The sequence below is a fragment of the Delftia tsuruhatensis NBRC 16741 genome, assembly GCF_001571325.1.
Lineage (GTDB): Bacteria > Pseudomonadota > Gammaproteobacteria > Burkholderiales > Burkholderiaceae_C > Comamonas > Comamonas tsuruhatensis.
The window spans coordinates 18,518-35,019 of the sequence record NZ_BCTO01000043.1 but is presented as its reverse complement, the minus strand read 5'-3'; the positions used below and the strand labels follow the sequence as shown (position 1 = coordinate 35,019).

The window sequence follows — 16,502 nt, the reverse complement described above, 5'->3', positions numbered from 1 at the left end:
CGCATGCATGGCATTGTTGGCTGCGCCAGGGCTAAATACAATCGGCCAACTGTGGTTCCATTATTTACAGATCGTGAATAAACAGCCGTCTCCCGAAGACCTGCGCGTCTTCACCGTGGTGGCCCGCAAATCCGGCTTTGCCGCTGCGGCCGAGGAATTGGGGGCTTCGCCCGCTTATGTGAGCAAGCGCATCCGCCTGCTGGAGGAAGAGCTGGGCGTGAAGCTGTTGCACCGCACCACGCGCCGCGTGGCCGTGACCGAGGAGGGCGAGCGCGTCTTCCACTGGGCGCAGCGCATCCTCGACGACATGGACCAGCTGATGCAGGAGGTGGCCATCACGCGCAGCGAGCCGCGCGGCCTGCTGCGCGTGAGCAGCAGCTTCGGTTTCGGGCGGCATGTGATCGCGCCCGCGCTTTCCAGGCTGGTGGAGCGCCATCCGGGGCTGCAGGTGCGGCTGGACGTGTTCGACCGGCTGGTGGATGTGGCGGGCGAGGGCTTCGATCTGGATGTGCGCGTGGGCGACGAGATCGCGCCCCACCTGATTGCGCGGCGCCTGGCCGACAACCACCGCGTGCTGTGCGCCGCGCCTGCCTACCTGGCGCGCCGTGGCACGCCGCGCACGCCGGCCGAGCTGTCGGCCCATGACTGCCTGGCCATCAAGGAGCGCGACCAGGCCTTTGGCGTGTGGCGGCTGCGCGCGGGCGCGGCCGAGCAGGCGGTGAAGGTCACGGGGCCGCTGTCGGCCAACAACGGCGAGATGGTGGTGCAGTGGGCCGTGGACGGTCGCGGCATTGCGCTGCGCTCGCTATGGGATGTGGGCGCCCATCTGCAGGCCGGGCGCCTGGTGCAGGTGTTGCCCGAATGGCGGCAGGAGGCCAATGTCTGGGCTGTGTATCCGACGCGGCTGCAGCTGTCGGCCAAGGTGCGGGTGTGCGTGGAGTTCCTGCAGGAACACTTCAAGAAGGAGTGGATGGCAGCCGCTCCCTGAGCGGGGCGGCTGCTGCAGCGGACTGGCCGGGGATCAGCCTGCCAGGGCGGCCTTCACTGCGGCGGAGACCTGGCCCATGTCGGCCTTGCCTGCCAGTTGCGCCTTGACCGCGCCCATGACCTTGCCCATGTCGCCGGGGCCGGATGCGCCCAGTTCGGCCACGATGGCCTTGACGGCGGTGGCCACTTCCTCGGCCGACATGCGCTCGGGCAGGTAGGCGGTCAGCACGGCCATCTCGGCCTTTTCCTTGTCGGCCAGGTCCTGGCGGCCCGCGCCCTCGAAGGCGGCGATGCTGTCCTTGCGCTGCTTGATCAGCTTGTCCACGATGGCGATGACGGCGGCGTCGTCCAGCTCGATGCGCTCATCGACTTCCTTTTGCTTCATCGCTGCCTGCAGCAGGCGGATGGTGCCCAGGCGCTCGCTGTCCTTGGCGCGCATGGCGGTCTTCATGTCTTCGGTGATCTGGGCCTTGAGGCTCATGGCTTTTCTCCTGAGGTGATGGCGTCGGAAAACACGGAACAAAAAAACAAAAAACCCGCGCCTGGCGTCCCGAGCGCGGGTTTTGCGGCTGACGAGAGCCGGCTGGTCAAGGGCTGATCAGTACAGCTTCTTGGGCAGCTGCATGCTGCGAACGCGCTTGTAGTGACGCTTGACGGCGGCAGCCTTCTTGCGCTTGCGTTCGGCAGTGGGCTTCTCGTAGAACTCGCGAGCGCGCAGGTCGGTCAGCAGGCCGAGCTTTTCGATGGTGCGCTTGAAGCGGCGCAGGGCAACTTCATAGGGCTCGTTTTCTTTTACGCGGATGGTGGTCATTAGCTAGATTTCCAGATATCTGTGCTGACAGCGGGTTCCCGGGAAGATCGGGCCTGAGAGCCATGTTCAGCGGTTGGTCCCCGTCCAAAGTTAACTAGTATTGGCCGACGGGGCGATTGCCAGCAAAGCGGGCGATTATACGCGAGACGAAAGCGGTCTGACAAATCAGGCAGAAGGCAAGGCCTGCGCACAGGCGTGCCCACTGGCCCAGGCCCATTGGAAGTTGTATCCGCCGAGCCAGCCGGTGATATCCACCACTTCGCCAATGCAGTACAGGCCCGGCTGGGTCTTGCATTCCATGGTCTGCTGCGAGAGCGCCCGCGTGTCCACGCCGCCCAGCGTCACTTCCGCCTTCTTGTAGCCTTCCGTGCCCGTGGGCACGATCTCCCAGCGTGACAGGCGCTCGGCCAGCTGGTTCAGGGCCTTGTCGGAGGCTTCGGCGATGGGGCGCTGCCAGGCAGCATCCTGCTGCACCCAGGCATCGGCCAGTCGCGAGGGCAGCCACTGCGCCAGTTCATTGGCGATGAGCTTGCGCGAGCGCGACTTGGCCCTGAGCAGCTCGCCCTGCAGGTCCACCTCGGGCGCGAGGTTGATGCTCAGGGGCGTGCCGGGCTTCCAGTAGCTCGATATCTGCAGCACGGCCGGGCCCGACAGGCCCCGGTGCGTGAACAGCAGGTCTTCCATGAAGGCCATGCGCTCTTTCTTGCTGCCGGTGCTGATCTCCACGGGCAGGGCCAGGCCCGCGAGCTGGGCGTAGGGGGCCCAGGCGTCGCCATCGAAGGTCAGCGGCACCAGGCCCGGCGTGCGTTCGACCAGGGGCAGGCCGAATTGCTGGGCCAGGCGGTAGCCGAAGTCGGTGGCGCCGATCTTGGGGATGGACAGGCCGCCCGTGGCGATGACCAGGCTGTGCGCCTGCACGGCGCCCCGGCTGGTCTGCAGGCGGTATTGGCCGTCCGAGTGCGCCACGGAATCGACCTTGCAGGGCTGCCAGCGCTGCACGCCGCCGGCCTGGCATTCGGCCAGCAGCATGGCGATGATGTCTTCGGCCGAGCGGTCGGCAAACAGCTGGCCCTTGTGCTTTTCATGGTGGGCGATGCCGTGCCTGTCCATGAGCGCAATGAAGTCGGCCGGCGTGTAGCGCGACAGGGCCGAGCGGCAGAACTGCGGGTTGCCGCCCACGAAGTGCTTGTGGGGCGCGCGCACGTCCAGGTCGCGGTTGGTGAAGTTGCAGCGGCCACCGCCCGAGATGCGGATCTTCTCTGCCACCTTCTCCGCGTGGTCCAGGAGCAGCACCGACAGGCCACGCTGTCCGGCCTGGGCCGCGCAGAACAGACCGGCCGCACCGGCGCCGATGACGATGGCGTCGAAAGAGAGGGAAGAGGTCACAAAAAAGTCACTCGGGGGGCAAAAGGGCGCCCATTCTCGCGCACTTGAGCCAGCCCTTCGCGTGCCCTGTGAAACTGGCGTGTCCTGAAGCCAGGGACACCGAGGAAGGGCCGCCCCGCACCGAGGGTGTCGTCCCCCTCTGGGGGAAGGCGCGCAGCGACTCAGGGGGACCTAAAATCCAGCGATGAATTTCCCATCGCACCAGCTGAGCATGACTGTGCTCATGTCGCCCGACATGGCGAACTTTTCGGGCAACGTCCATGGCGGCGCCGTTCTCAAGCAGCTCGACCAGGTGGCCTATGCCTGCGCCAGCCGCTACGCGGGCCGCTATGTGGTCACGCTGAGCGTGGACCAGGTGATGTTCCTGCAGCCCATCCACGTGGGCGAGCTGGTGACCTTCCTGGCCAGCGTCAACCACACGGGCAAGTCGTCGATGGAGATCGGCATCAAGGTGGTGGCCGAGGACATCCGCACCCAGGTGGTGCGCCATGTGAACAGCTGCTTTTTCACCATGGTGGCCGTGGACGAGAACAAGCAGCCGGCCGCCGTGCCGACGCTGGTGCCGTCCAACGACGAGGAAAGGCGCCGCTGGCAGGCTGCGCTGATCCGCAAGGACCTGCGCCGCGAGCTGGCCCAGCGCTTCGAGCAAAGCCGCGTGACGGCCAGCAGCACGGTCAGGCCGGGCTGAGCGTGGAGGGCGCGGCGGGCGGCGGATGCCAGGTGCCGGGCGTGCCGCCCTGCAGCTCGTTCCGCACCTGTTCGATGACGCGCCTGAGGTCTTCCATGGCAGCCGGCTTGGACAGCACCTCGTCGGCGCCGGCCTGCAGGTAGCGCAGCGCTTCGGAGGCTTCGGGGCTGGCGGTCAGCGCGATCACGCGGCAGCGGCGCAGCTGGTTTTCGGCCTCGCGCTGGCGCAGGCGCCGGATGAACTCGAAGCCGTCCATGAGCGGCATGCGTCCATCGGTGATGATGAGATCGAAGGACTCGACCAGGCAGCGTGCCCAGGCTTCCTGTCCATCGCCGGCCAGGCAGATGCCGTGGCCCAGCGCGGCCAGCTGGCTCTTGAGCAGCTCGCGGTTGAACAGATAGTCTTCCACGGCCAGGATTCTGAGGTCGGACCCGGGCTGTGATGCGGGCAGGGGCTCGGCACTGGCCTGGGGCTTTCCTTGCAGCGCCACCGAGGCGGGCAGCACCAGGGGCAATATTCCCTCTGACGCGGGCGTGACGTCGGCCTGCATGCGATGGTCCGGCTCCACCAGTGGCAGGCTCAGCCTGACCGTGAAGCGCGAGCCTCGGCCCGGTGCGCTGTCCACCGTGATGGTTCCCCCCATGTGCTCCAGCAGGCGCCGCGTGATGCTCAGGCCCAGGCCGCTGCCAAAGGCCCTGTCCTGGTGGGCGCCTTCCACCTGCGAGAAAGGCTGGAACAGCCGGGCCTGGTCCTGCGGCGCAATGCCGATGCCCGTGTCCTCGACCTCCATCTGCAGCAGCAGGCGGTCATGCCGGCTGGCGCCATGCGCGCGCAGGGTGACGCTGCCGCGCTCGGTGAACTTGATGGCATTGCTGAGCAGGTTGAACAGCACCTGCTTGAGGTGAAGCGGGTCGGCCGTCACGCTGTGGTCCACGCCGCTGCCCACTTCGGTGCGCAGCGACAGCCGCTTGCCGTGGGCCAGTCCTTGCAGCAGCGGGGCCATGTCTTCGATCAGCGGGCGCAGTGCCACGGGCTGGAGCGTGGAGTCGATATGGCCCGACTCGATGCGGTGCAGATCCAGCACATTGCCCAGCAACAGCAGCATGCCCTGGGCGGCCTTGTGGGCGGAGGCCAGCATATCGCGGTGGGGCAGGCCGAGCTTTTCCCGGTCCTGCGCCAGTTCCAGCAGGCCGATGACGGCGCTCAGCGGCGTGCGTATCTCGTGGCTGGTGGTGGACAGAAACAGGCTCTTGGCCTGGTTGGCGGCCTCGGCGCGCCGCTCGGCCCGGCGTGTCCTGCGCATCTGGCGGCTCAGGTAAAAGCCCCAGACCAGGGAGATGACCGTGACCAGGGCCAGCGCCCCGGCCAGCAGCAGCAGGCGCTGGCGGTGCTCGCGCCAGAAGCTCGCGCCGTTGCCGTTATGGTGCGGCGCCCAGTGGTGGACGATTTCGGCCACCTCTTCGGGTGCGATGGACAGCTGGGCCTTTTCCAGGATGCCCAGCAGTTCAGGTTCGGCGGCGTGCACGGCCAGGCTGATGGGGCGGGTGTAGTCGTCCAGGATGCCGGTGAGCTGCAGCCGGCTGCCCAATTGCTGGGCGTTGGCATAGCGCGCCGCGTAGTCGTTGCCCACGAAGGCATCGCTGTCATTGGCCGCCACGCTGGCCAGGGCCTGGGTCAGGTCGGCATACAGCTGCAGCCGTATGCTCGGATGTTCCCTGCGCACCGTGCTTTCGAGAAAGAAGCCCGCCACCATGGCCACGCGCTTGCCCTCCAGTCGCTGGAGGTGGTGTATGGGCTTGTCGCGCGGGGTGCCTGCGTTGGCCTCGGGCCGGGCCATCACCACGACCGTGCTGCGCAGATAGGGCGGCAGCAGCCTGATATCGGGCGAGGCCGTGGGCGGCGAGGTGTACGCCGGGGTGAGCAGGGCCTTGCCGGAGCCCAGCACGGTTTCGAGTTCGGAATAGTTGCGCGCGGCGATGTACTCGAACTGCAGGCCGGCGCGGCGGCTGATCAGGTCCAGGTAGTCGGGGCCGATGCCCTGGGCCTGGCGGTCGGCATCGAGCTGTCCCAGCGGACCCAGCGAGCCGTTGAGGACCACGGGAATGCGCGGATGGGCATCCAGCCACTGCTTTTCCGAGGGCGTCAGCGCCACGCGGTCGCCGCCCAGCAGCGGGCGGCGGCTTCCACTCCAGCTGCGCAGGATGTCGTCGCCGTGCTGCACGGTGATGCTGGGCAGGGCCTGGTCCAGGTAGGCCTTCAGCTGTGCATCGCCATGCCTCACCAGCATGCCGAAGCCACGGCTTTCTATGGGCGCAAAGCCCTGCACGCGCAGGTTGAGCAGGTAGTTGGCCTGGATCAGGTAGTGCACCGTGACCGTGTCGCCGACGAAGCCGTCGATCTCGCCCAGGCTCAGCGCCTCCAGCGCGCGGCGGGGTGTTTCATAGGTCAGCAGCTCGCTGAGGGGATAGGCGGCAGCCACCTGGGAGCGCAGCAGCTGGTCGGGCGTCATGGCCAGCCGCGCACCCCGGCGCCGGGCGTCGAAGGGAGCATTCGACGGGGAGACCAGCACGGGCTGGCTGGGCAGGTAGGGCACGCTCAGGGCCAGGTCGGCGCGCTCGGCTTCCAGCTCGGTGCCGCCGCAGGCCAGGTCGATCTCGCCGCGGCGCAGCGCATCGAGCACGGCCGCACGCGATCCATAGGACTTGAAGCGCACGGGCGTGGGAAAAAGCAGGCCCAGGTGGTCGGCCGTGATGCCCTGGAAGCGATCGCCATCGATCATGCCCAGCGGCGGATGGTCCGGCGTGGAAATGCCCAGCGTCAGCGGCCCGCGCGCCTGCAGCCATTGGCGGTGCGCAGGCGTGAGCCAGGGCTTGGCGCCTGCCGTGACGCGCGTGGCCAGCACCATGTCGGCGCCGCTGGCCAGGCCGGGCATGGGCATGGCCATGCCAAGTGCGCAGCCGGCCAGCAGTTGGGCCGCCAGGTGTCGGCATGCCGGCCACCATGCCTGCGTCGCTGTGGAAGTGAGAGTACGGCTTGATGTTTTCATTGAATCCCCCGGTGGCGCTGCCGCCGTCCGGCGCAGCTGACGGCCTGCGAAAACGGTCTAGACGCTGTTTTCGGCAACCAACAGGAGATTTTTAATGAAAACTAATGATTTTATCTATCGATAGATTTTTTCTTTGTTGCAGCTCGGCACTCAGGCGGCAGCAACCGCAGGGTTGGGCTGCTCCTGGGGTTCGGCCATTGCCCGAATGCCATGGACCACATCTCCAACGACGATGACGCTGGGGCTGCCCAGGCCGGTGTCGGCAATGCATTGCACGAGCGTGTCCAGCGTGGCCAGTGCATGGCGCTGCTGCGGCAGGCTGGCGTGCTGGATCACGGCCACGGGCGTGGCGGCGGGCAGGCCGTGCAGCAGCTCGGCGCGGATGTGTTCCACGCTGCTCACGCCCATGTAGATCACCAGGGTGAGCCGGGCATCGCGCGCGGTGGCGGCCAGCTGGCGCCAGTCCGTGCCGCTGTCGCCGGGCTTGGCGTGGCCGGTGATGAAGACCACGCCGTGCGCCCGGTCGCGGTGCGTGAGCGGCGCGCCCAGGCTGGTGAGCCCGGCCAGGCCGGCCGTGATGCCGTTGACGACCTGGACCTCGATGCCGGCCTCGCGCAGATGCTCCACCTCTTCGCCGCCGCGCCCGAAGATGAAGGGGTCGCCGCCCTTGAGGCGCACCACCGTCTCGCCATCCTGCACGGCGGACAGCATGAGCTTTTCGATGAAGGCCTGGGGCGTGCTCTTGCAGCCGCCGCGCTTGCCCACGTAGACGATGCGCGCCGTGGGCGAGGCATGGGCCACGATGGCATCGCTGACCAGGTCATCGACCAGCAGCACGGTGGCCGTCTGTATGGCCTTGAGGGCCTTGATGGTCAGCAGCTCCGGGTCGCCGGGGCCGGCGCCGACTAGGGTGCAGCTGCCGCGCCGGGCGGTGTTTGCGGGGGTGTGGGACGGGGTCGTCATGGCGGGGCTCCGTTTTTCTGGGGTGTTCAGCGAATCTGATCGGCAAGGTGGACGATGTGTTCCACCTGGCGCGTGAGCGCCGGCGGCACGGGCAGGCGGCCCGCAAGCACGTCCTCGGTGTAGCGCGCCGTGGTGTCCACGTCGATCTCGGCGGGCAGGCCCGGGATTTCGGAGGCCGTGCCGCTTTGCTGCTCGGCCAGCAGCTGGTGGGCGCCTGCGACGAATCCGTCGTAGCGCGGCAGCCGGCGCGGGTCGGCCGCGACCTCGCCTTCCAGCCCGCGCGAGAGCAGCACATTCATGCCCAGCGTCCCGAAGGTGCCGTGCAGCATGGGCAGGTACTCGGGATGGGTGTAGGCCGTCACCAGCAAGGACGGGCCGTCGCAGGGCGCCAGCAGCTTGACCACGCTGTGGCCCGGATTGCGCAGGCCGATGACCTCGCGCACGGACAGCAGCCGGGCCAGCGCCGGATGCAGGTGTTCGGTATGCAGATGGGCCACCTGGCCGCCATCGAGTGCCTGGGGTGCCTGCAGCGGCGCAATGCCCAGCGCCTGCAGCACATCGCTGGCCAGGATGCGCCGCGCCTCGGTGCGCATGCCGTGCAGCAGCACGGGCAGGCCTTCGCGCGCCAGCAGCAGGGCCAGCAGGGGCGTGAGCACGGGCAGGCGGCGCGCGCCGTTGTAGCTGGGCAGCACGATCACGGGGCGGCCATGGGCCGAGGCGGGAAAGCGCGCGGCGCGCGCATGCACGGCATCCAGGAAGCCGCTCATCTCCTCGACCGTCTCGCCCTTGATGCGCATGGCGATGCAGAAGGCGCCGATCTCCAGGTCGCTGACGCCCCCGTCCAGCACCTGGCCGAACAGGTCGGCGGCCTGCGCGCGCTCCAGCGCCTTGGCTCCGCGTGCGCCGCGGCCTATTTCCTTGATGTATTGGCTGATGCCCATGGCGTGGTGATCGTGGGTGGAATCCTGTGGGCGCATATTTTCCCGCAGGTTTCATTACTTTTCGCTATATATGCAAACCTGTCGTTCCATGGCCTCTTTCATGCCGCCTGCGGGCTGGGCGCGAGGGGGATGTGGCGCACCAGGCGCTTGAGTTCAGGCAGGCAGGAGCCGCAGTTGGTACCGCAGCGCAATTGGCCTTGCAAAGCGGCCAGGCGGGCATCGTCGCTGCCCTCGCAGCGTGCAAGCACGCCTTCGATGGCGGCCTCGTCCACGTCGAAGCACGCGCAGACCTGGCGCGTGCGCTGCGCCAGGGGCAGGGGTGCCGAGGCCGAGGACATGAGCAGCAGGCGCCCATAGTCCTGGGCCGGCAACTGGTCCTTCAGCAGGGTGCCCAGCCAGCTGCCGGCGCGTGTGTCTCCGGCCAGCAGCAAGGCTTCGACCGTGGTGGACAGGCTGGTGCGGTCCAGCCGCAGCGCACGGCTGTGCTGGCGGCGGCGGTCGCTGTAGCGCAGGGTGTCGGCGGCATCCAGGCCCAGCAGGGACTCGATCTGCGCGATGAGGGCGTCGTCGGGCGCCTCATGCGCGGCGGCGCGCAGCAGCACGCCGTGGCGGGCGCGGGCGGCGTCCTGCAGCGGCACGGCATTGCCGAAAGGCACGCAGCTGGCAAAGCCGAAGTGCGGCATGAGGGCGGACAACTGCTCGCGCACGGCCAGCACGCGGTCCTCGGGCAGCCAGGCCATGGCCAGCAGGGTCCAGGGCAGAGCGGCCTTTTGCAGCTTGACGGCCGTGTGCTTGAGTTCAGGCTGCTTGGATGCGGGGCAGAAGGCTGGCGTGGTCAGTGCGTTGAGGCCCCCCGTGGCCGTGCCGCCCAGGTACTCGCCGCCCCAGTGCATGGCCATGAAGAGCTGGGAGGGCGCGAGCGTGGCATCGGGCTGCACCGGCACCAGCAGGGCACCGCGGCGGCTGCTCATCTGCACCAGGTCGCCCGCGCGCAGGCCGCGCTCGGCCATGTCCTGCGGATGCATCTGCACACTGGGCTCGGCAGCCTGGCCGAACAGTCGTCCCAGCTGGCCCGTGCGGCTCATGCCGTGCCACTGGTCGCGCAGCCGGCCCGTGGTCAGGCTGAAGGGGTAGCTCGCATCGGGCGACTCGGCCAGCGGCTGCCAGGGCAGCAGGGCAAAGCGGGCGCGTCCATCGGGCGTGGGAAAGCGGCCGTCTTCGTAGAGCCGTGCGCGGCCCAGGGCTGCGCCTTCGGGCAGCGGCCATTGCTGGGGGCCTTGCGCGTCCAGCAGATCCCAGGACAGGCCGGTGATGTCCAGGTCACGCCCGCGCGTGCTTTCGCGGTGCTCGTTCCAGATGGCTTCGGCGCCTGCGGCGGCGTCCTCGGTGTCGTAGGGGAAGAGGCTGGGCCGGCCCGGGCGCAGCCGCGTTTCCATGCGCCGCGCGCAGTCCACGGCGATGTGCCAGTCATGGCGCGCGGCGCCCGGTGCGGCCACGGCGGGGCGTACGCGCGAGATGCGCCTTTCGCTGTTGGTCACCGTGCCGATCTTCTCGCCCCAGGTGGTGGCGGGCAGCAGCAGGTCGGCGTAGGCGCAGGTGGCGGTGGTGGCGAAGGCCTCCTGCACGATGACGAATTCGGCCCGCTGCAGTGCGCGCCGCACCAGGGCCTGGTCGGGCATGCTTTGCGCGGGGTTGGTGCAGGCTATCCACAGCGCGCGGATCTCGCCCTCGGCGGCGGCCTCGAACATCTCCACGGCGGTCTTGCCAGGGCGGGGCGGCACGGCGTCCACGCCCCACAGGGCGGCCACTTCGGCGCGGTGGGCGGGGTTGGCCAGGTCGCGGTGCGCCGACAGCAGATTGGCCAGCCCGCCCACCTCGCGCCCGCCCATGGCATTGGGCTGGCCCGTGAGCGAGAACGGCCCTGCGCCTGCGCGTCCGATCTGGCCCGTGGCCAGGTGCAGGCCAATCAGCGCGGCGTTCTTGGCCGTGCCGTTGCTGCTCTGGTTCAGGCCCTGGCAGTACAGGCTGAGCGTTGCTCCACGGGCGGCGCCGTCCCGCGCATCTCCTCCCAGCGCGAACCACTGCGCGGCCTGGAAAAGGTCGTGGCTGGGCAGGCCGCAGACCTCGCTCACGCGCTCGGGCGTGGCCTCCCGCACCAGGGCCTGCAGGTCGGCAAAGCCGCTGGTGTGGCGCGCGATGTAGGCCCGGTCCAGCCAGCCTTCCAGCTCCATGATGTGCAGCATGCCGTGGAACAGCAGGGTGTCGCTGCCGGGGCGCAGCGGCAGGAAGAGGTCGGCCATGCCGGCCGTGTCGGTGCGGCGTGGGTCGGACACGATGATCTTCATCTGCGGCCGCGCGGCACGCGCCTGCTCGATGCGCCGCGTGAGCACGGGATGGGCCCATGCCGCGTTGCTGCCCACGATGAACAGGCAGTCCGCATGGTCCACGTCCTCGTAGCAGGCCGGCGGCGCGTCGGCGCCCAGCGTGGCCTTGTAGCCCGCCACGGCGCTGCTCATGCACAGGCGCGAATTGGTGTCGATGTTGTTGGTGCCGATCAGGCCCTTGGCCAGCTTGTTGAAGACGTAGTAGTCCTCGGTCAGCAACTGGCCGCTCACATAGAGGCCCACGGCGTCGGGGCCGTGCTCCTGCACGATGGAGGCCAGCCTGCCGGCTGCCAGGTCCAGCGCGGCATCCCAGCTGATGTCCCGGGGCGCCGCCCCGCGCGTGGTGCGCAGGGCGGGCTGCAGCAGCCGGGTCTGCCGCGCCAGGGCGGGCGAGGCCGTCAGATGCAGCGTGCTGCCCTTGGTGCACAGGCGGCCGTGGTTGGCGGGGTGCGCCGGATCGCCACGCACGCCCGTGATGCGCGCACCATCGCTTTCGATGATGACGCCGCAGCCTGTGCCGCAGTAGGGGCAGGTGGATCGGGTTTCTTGCATGGTGGGCCTGGGGTGGATGAGGGAAGGGCAGGGCACGGGGGCGGGCGCCGTCACGGGCCGCTGGCCGGGTCGGCCTGGCTGGCTTGACTTTCGCCGAACATGAGGCGGTCGCGCAGTTCCTGCACTGCCACGCCATCGCGCAACAGGCGGAAGTACCAGCCACCGTCCTCGGTGTCGCCATACAGGCAGGCGCCGACCAGTCTGTCGCCGCGCAGCACCAGCTTGCGGTACACGCCCGCGCCGGGGTCGCTGAGCACGATTTCCTCCGTGCCGTCGTCGCCGCGGAAGTCGCCTGCGCTGAACAGATGGATGCCCGTGACCTTGAGCTTGGCCGAGGTCTGCGAGCCCGGATAGCGGCCGATGCCGATTTCGGCCAGGTGGTTGGCCAGCACCTTGCCCTGCTCGAACAGCGGCGCCACCAGCCCGTAGGCCACGCCCCGGTGCGCCGCGCATTCGCCCACGGCATAGATGCGCGGGTCGGTCACGGTCTGCAGCGTGTCGCTGACCACGATGCCGCGCTGCACGTGCAGGTGCATCTGCTCGGCCAGCGTGGTCTCGGGCCGGATGCCCACGGCCATGACCACGAGCGAGGCCGGCGCATCGCGCCCGTCCTGCAGGTGCACGCAGGCCACGCGGCCCCGGCCATCGCCCGTCAGCGCGCGGGTCTGGGCCTGCATCAGAAAGCGCATGCCGCGCTCGGCCAGCGAGGCCTGCAGCAAGGCGGCGGCGGTCTCGTCGAGCTGGCGGTCCAGCAGGCGCTCGCCCGCATGCACCACGGTGACCTCCATGCCGCGCTTCATGAGGCCGTTGGCGGCCTCCAGGCCCAGCAGTCCGCCGCCGATGACCACCGCCTGGCGGTGGCTGGCGGCCGCCGCGATCATGGCCTGGGTGTCGGCAATGTCGCGGTAGCCGAGCACGCCTTCCAGCTCGCGCCCGGGCACGGGCAGCATGAAGGGGCGCGATCCCGTGGCCAGGATCAGGCGGTCGTACCCGGCGCTCACGGGCTGGCCGGTGGCGTCCACGGCATGCACCACGCGGCGCGCCCGGTCCACCGCATGCACGCGGCAGCCTGCATGCAAGGTGATGCCGTGCCGGGCATACCAGGACCAGTCGTTGAGGATGATTTCGTCCAGCTGCTGCTCGCCCGCCAGCACGGGCGACAGCATGATGCGGTTGTAGTTGGGGTGCGGCTCGGCGCCGAACACGGTGATCTCGTAGAGGTCGGGCGCGATCCTGAGCAGCTCTTCCAGCGTGCGCACGCCGGCCATGCCGTTGCCCACCATCACCAGCCTGGATTTCTTCATTGCGCCCCCGCATCGGTTCGAAAAGCAAAAAGGCGTCATCCCCACTGCGCGGCTGCTGCCTGCGCGCGGGTTGACGCCTTTGTCCCTGGGGCAGCGGCACCTCGTTGCGCCTTGCCCCCATGGCCTGCAATGGCCACGCACGGGATGAAGCAAGCGGCATGCCAGGGCGCGCAGCCCTGCGCGGGCGCTGTCCTCGGGGCTGCCGCCCGGCGGCCGAGCCATGGTGGTGCGTCGCATGCCTCAAGGCGGTGCGCCCGCTATCGAGAGCGCGCAATCAGATGTCTGAATCGAATGGAGGTTTTGTGGCGATTTGTTTCAAATGCGACGAATCGGGGTACAACAAGCCACCGGGTCCTGCAGTAAGCCAGGGCCGCAATGACGTGAAGGATTTTTCTTCTTCAAGGGACCACGCCTATGAGAGTGAATCTGCCAGTCAGCACGCGTGAATACGCATTTCCCAAGGGCCAGACCCTGGTGTCCACCACGGACCTGAAGGGGCGCATCCTCTACTGCAACCCGATGTTCATCGAGGTCAGCGGCTACGAGCGCGAAGAACTGCTGGGCCAGCCCCACAACATGATCCGCCACCCCGACATGCCCGAGGAAGCCTTCCGCGACATGTGGGCCACCATCTCGGCCGGCCTGCCCTGGTCGGCGCCCGTGAAGAACCGGCGCAAGAACGGCGACTTCTACTGGGTCATGGCCAATGTCACGCCGCTGATGGAAGGCGACCGGCCCTCGGGCTACATGTCGGTGCGCACCGAGGCCACGCGCGAGCAGACGGATGCGGCCGAGCGCCTCTACGCCACCATGCGCGCCGAAAAGGACGCAGGGCGCAAGGTCCACGTGCTGCGCGCCGGCCATCTGGTGCGCAACAACCTGCGCGGACGCCTTGCCAGCGCGCTGAGCCTGGGCCTGGCAGGCAAGCTGGTGCTGATCTTCTTCCTGGTGGTGGCGGCAGCCTTTGGCGCGGCGATGGCGGGAGGGCACACGCTGGATGCATGGTCCGCGCTGGCCTGGCTGGCGGTCTGCATCTTCACGGGGCTGGCCGGGGCCTGGGCGTACCGGCTGACCGTGGCGCCGCTGGCGCAGATGGTGCTGCAGGCCAACCGCCTGGCGGCCGGCGACCTGACGCAGACCATACGCATCACGCGCAAGGACGTGGTGGGCGATCTGCAGAAGGCGCTGAGCCAGCTCAATGTGAACCTGCTGTCCATCGTGCGCGATGCGCGCGAGGAAAGCGACAAGATGCAGATCTCCACGCGGGAAATCGCGCAGGGCAACCAGGACCTGTCCGCGCGCACGGAAACCCAGGCCGGCAACCTGCAGCAGACGGCGGCCTCGATGGAGGAGATCACGGGCACGGTCAAGCACACGGCCGAGTCGGCGCGCCAGGCCACGGACCTGGCCACCCAGGCCAGCGAGGTGGCCGAGCGCAGCAGCGGCGCCGTCGACGGCGTGGCGGCCACCATGAAGCAGATCCAGGCCGCGTCGGGGCGTATCGGCGAGATCACGCAGCTCATCGACTCCATCGCCTTCCAGACCAACATCCTGGCGCTGAACGCCGCCGTGGAGGCCGCGCGCGCGGGCGACCAGGGCCGGGGATTTGCGGTGGTGGCGGCCGAAGTGCGCAGCCTCTCGCAGCGCACGCAGGCAGCGGCCAAGGAGATCCGCGAACTCATAGACGACTCCGCCGCCAAGGTGCTGGATGGCAATCGGCGCACCGAGGTCGCGCAGAAAACCATGACCGAATCGCTGGACCTGGTGCGGCGCGTGAACCTGCTGATCGGCGAAATCCACAGCGCCTCCAACGAGCAGCTCAGCGGCATCTCGCAGGTCAACGCGGCCGTGGCGCATCTGGACAACATCACGCAGCAGAACGCGGCGCTGGTGGAGCAGAACGCGGCATTGGCCATGGCCTTGCAGGCCCAGGCGCAGACCGTGTCGGAGACCGTGCAGGTCTTCCGGCTGGACGCCACGGCCCGGGCACCGGCGGCCGTGGCTGATGCAGTGGCGCTGCGCCGGTCCATGAAGGCGCAGGCGCCGCTGCCGCCGCTGCGGCCGCCGCGCACCCAGCCGCAGCCGGCGCTGACCACGGGCTGAGCGCGATCCGGGCGCTGGAAAACATCGTTGACACTTGGGGCGCTGCGCCGTCATGCCCGCTGCACCGGCCGGCGCTACCATGTGACTTTGTGTTGACCGGGCGACCGGATGAAGGAACGACCATGAACTCCAGCTCTTCCCTGGCCGCGGAACTGATGGCCCAACTGCAGGGCGCGCCCATGCAGCAGATGGCAGACCAGATCGGCGCCAGCCCCGCTCAGACCGAAAGTGCCGTGGGCGCGGCCCTTCCCGTGCTGCTGGGTTCGCTGGGCCGCAATGCGGCCGATCCGCAGGGCGCGGCCAATCTCTTCGGCGCGCTGCAGCGCGACCACGGCGCGGCCAGCGGTGGCGCCGGCGGGCTGGATCTGGGAGGCCTGCTGGGCTCGCTGCTGGGCGGCGGCGCAGGCGCAGGCGGCAATGCGGGCGGCGGGCTCGACGGCGCAGCCATCCTGGGCCATATCCTGGGCGGCAACCAGCAGCGCGCGCAGGACGGCCTGGGCCAGGCCACGGGCCTGGGCAGCGGCGGCGCGGCCCAGCTGCTGCAGCTGCTGGCCCCCATCGTCATGTCCTTTCTTGCACAGCGCGTGAGCGCAGGCGGCATGGATGCCGGCGGCCTGGGCCAGGTGCTGGGCCGCGAGCATGCGCAGGCGCAGCAGCAGGGCGGCCTGGGTGGTGGTTTGCTGGGAAGCCTGCTCGATCAGGATGGCGACGGCCAGGTAGGTCTCAGCGATCTGATGAAGATTGGTGGCAGCCTGCTGGGCGGCCGCCGCTGAAGGGCCGCATTCACTGAATCGGGCAGGGCCGGTGCGTGTGCATACACGCGCTGGCCCTGTTGCTTTTTGGGCGCAGTTCGGATGACACTAGAACCGAATTGGCGAACGACTGAAAGGCACCCATGACAGCAGTTGCAGACATTCTCAAGTCCAAGGCCACCAGCGCGGTGTACAGCATCGCGCCTACCGATTCCGTGCTCGATGCGCTGCGGCTCATGGCCGACAAGGGCATTGGCGCCCTGCTCGTGATGGAGGGCAGCGAGATCGCCGGTATCGTCACCGAGCGCGACTACGCGCGCAAGATCGCGCTGCTGGGGCGCACCTCCGGCGCCACCCTGGTGCGCGACGTGATGACGCGCGACGTGCTGTTCGTCGGCCCCACCCAGACCACGCAGGAGTGCATGGCGGTGATGACCGAGAACCGGCTGCGCCACCTGCCCGTGGTGGACGAAGGCGGCAAGCTGCTGGGCCTGATCTCCATCGGAGACCTGGTCAAGGACATCATCTCCGAGCAGAAGTTCATCATCGAGCAGCTGGAGCACTACATCTCGGGCCGGCACTGAG

The 16,502-nt window shown here is 68.7% G+C and carries 13 protein-coding genes; 5 read left to right on the top strand and 8 right to left on the bottom strand.

Annotated elements, in window-relative coordinates; genetic code table 11:
• Positions 1–73 precede the first annotated feature (73 nt).
• Entirely contained in the window at positions 74–988 is a 915-nt protein-coding gene (locus DTS01S_RS20410) for a LysR substrate-binding domain-containing protein (protein WP_017406911.1), read from the top strand.
• A gap of 33 nt (positions 989–1,021) precedes the next feature.
• Here DTS01S_RS20410 and DTS01S_RS20405 read toward each other — a convergent pair whose 3' ends face one another.
• The 3 genes from DTS01S_RS20405 to DTS01S_RS20395 form a co-directional block, all read right to left on the bottom strand.
• Positions 1,022–1,468 (bottom strand): GatB/YqeY domain-containing protein, encoded by a 447-nt coding sequence (locus DTS01S_RS20405; RefSeq protein WP_016449728.1) that lies wholly within the window; start codon positions 1,466–1,468, stop codon positions 1,022–1,024.
• Between the two features lie 117 nt (positions 1,469–1,585).
• Positions 1,586–1,798 (bottom strand): 30S ribosomal protein S21, encoded by a 213-nt coding sequence (rpsU, locus tag DTS01S_RS20400; RefSeq protein WP_003052999.1) that lies wholly within the window; start codon positions 1,796–1,798, stop codon positions 1,586–1,588.
• Positions 1,799–1,963: 165 nt separating this feature from the next.
• The gene (locus DTS01S_RS20395; RefSeq protein ID WP_017406910.1) at positions 1,964–3,184 is read right to left on the bottom strand and encodes a BaiN/RdsA family NAD(P)/FAD-dependent oxidoreductase; all 1,221 of its coding nucleotides are present in this window, start codon (positions 3,182–3,184) and stop codon (positions 1,964–1,966) included.
• A 184-nt stretch (positions 3,185–3,368) separates the two neighbouring features.
• On the opposite strand from DTS01S_RS20395, the gene DTS01S_RS20390 reads away from it, so the two are divergent.
• Complete coding sequence (locus DTS01S_RS20390) at positions 3,369–3,872, top strand: acyl-CoA thioesterase (RefSeq protein WP_017406259.1); 504 nt, start codon at positions 3,369–3,371, stop codon at positions 3,870–3,872.
• On the opposite strand, the gene DTS01S_RS20385 is transcribed toward DTS01S_RS20390, so the two are convergent.
• From DTS01S_RS20385 to DTS01S_RS20365, 5 genes are all read right to left on the bottom strand, one after another.
• Positions 3,859–6,816: an ATP-binding protein gene (locus DTS01S_RS20385; protein ID WP_017406258.1), complete on the bottom strand. Its 2,958-nt coding sequence runs from the start codon at positions 6,814–6,816 to the stop codon at positions 3,859–3,861. The genes DTS01S_RS20390 and DTS01S_RS20385 overlap by 14 nt on opposite strands.
• 252 nt (positions 6,817–7,068) lie before the next feature.
• Positions 7,069–7,881 carry a uroporphyrinogen-III C-methyltransferase gene (cobA, locus tag DTS01S_RS20380; protein ID WP_017406257.1) on the bottom strand — a complete coding sequence of 271 codons (813 nt, stop codon included), beginning with the start codon at positions 7,879–7,881 and terminating at the stop codon, positions 7,069–7,071.
• A gap of 26 nt (positions 7,882–7,907) precedes the next feature.
• Positions 7,908–8,822 (bottom strand): DNA-binding protein YbiB, encoded by a 915-nt coding sequence (gene ybiB, locus DTS01S_RS20375; RefSeq protein ID WP_016453799.1) that lies wholly within the window; start codon positions 8,820–8,822, stop codon positions 7,908–7,910.
• Positions 8,823–8,920: 98 nt separating this feature from the next.
• Positions 8,921–11,758, bottom strand: coding sequence for a nitrate reductase (locus DTS01S_RS20370; protein WP_061288613.1), 2,838 nt, complete (start codon positions 11,756–11,758; stop codon positions 8,921–8,923).
• A 50-nt stretch (positions 11,759–11,808) separates the two neighbouring features.
• Entirely contained in the window at positions 11,809–13,062 is a 1,254-nt protein-coding gene (locus DTS01S_RS20365; RefSeq protein ID WP_017406255.1) for an NAD(P)/FAD-dependent oxidoreductase, read from the bottom strand.
• A 414-nt stretch (positions 13,063–13,476) separates the two neighbouring features.
• Between DTS01S_RS20365 and DTS01S_RS20360 the strand changes: the two genes are divergently transcribed.
• The 3 genes from DTS01S_RS20360 (at position 13,477) to DTS01S_RS20350 (ending at position 16,501) form a co-directional block, all read left to right on the top strand.
• Complete coding sequence (locus DTS01S_RS20360; protein WP_061288611.1) at positions 13,477–15,165, top strand: methyl-accepting chemotaxis protein; 1,689 nt, start codon at positions 13,477–13,479, stop codon at positions 15,163–15,165.
• Between the two features lie 122 nt (positions 15,166–15,287).
• Positions 15,288–15,938 (top strand): DUF937 domain-containing protein, encoded by a 651-nt coding sequence (locus tag DTS01S_RS20355; protein ID WP_016449719.1) that lies wholly within the window; start codon positions 15,288–15,290, stop codon positions 15,936–15,938.
• A gap of 122 nt (positions 15,939–16,060) precedes the next feature.
• Entirely contained in the window at positions 16,061–16,501 is a 441-nt protein-coding gene (locus tag DTS01S_RS20350) for a CBS domain-containing protein (protein ID WP_016449718.1), read from the top strand.
• The last annotated feature ends 1 nt before the right edge of the window (position 16,502 follow it).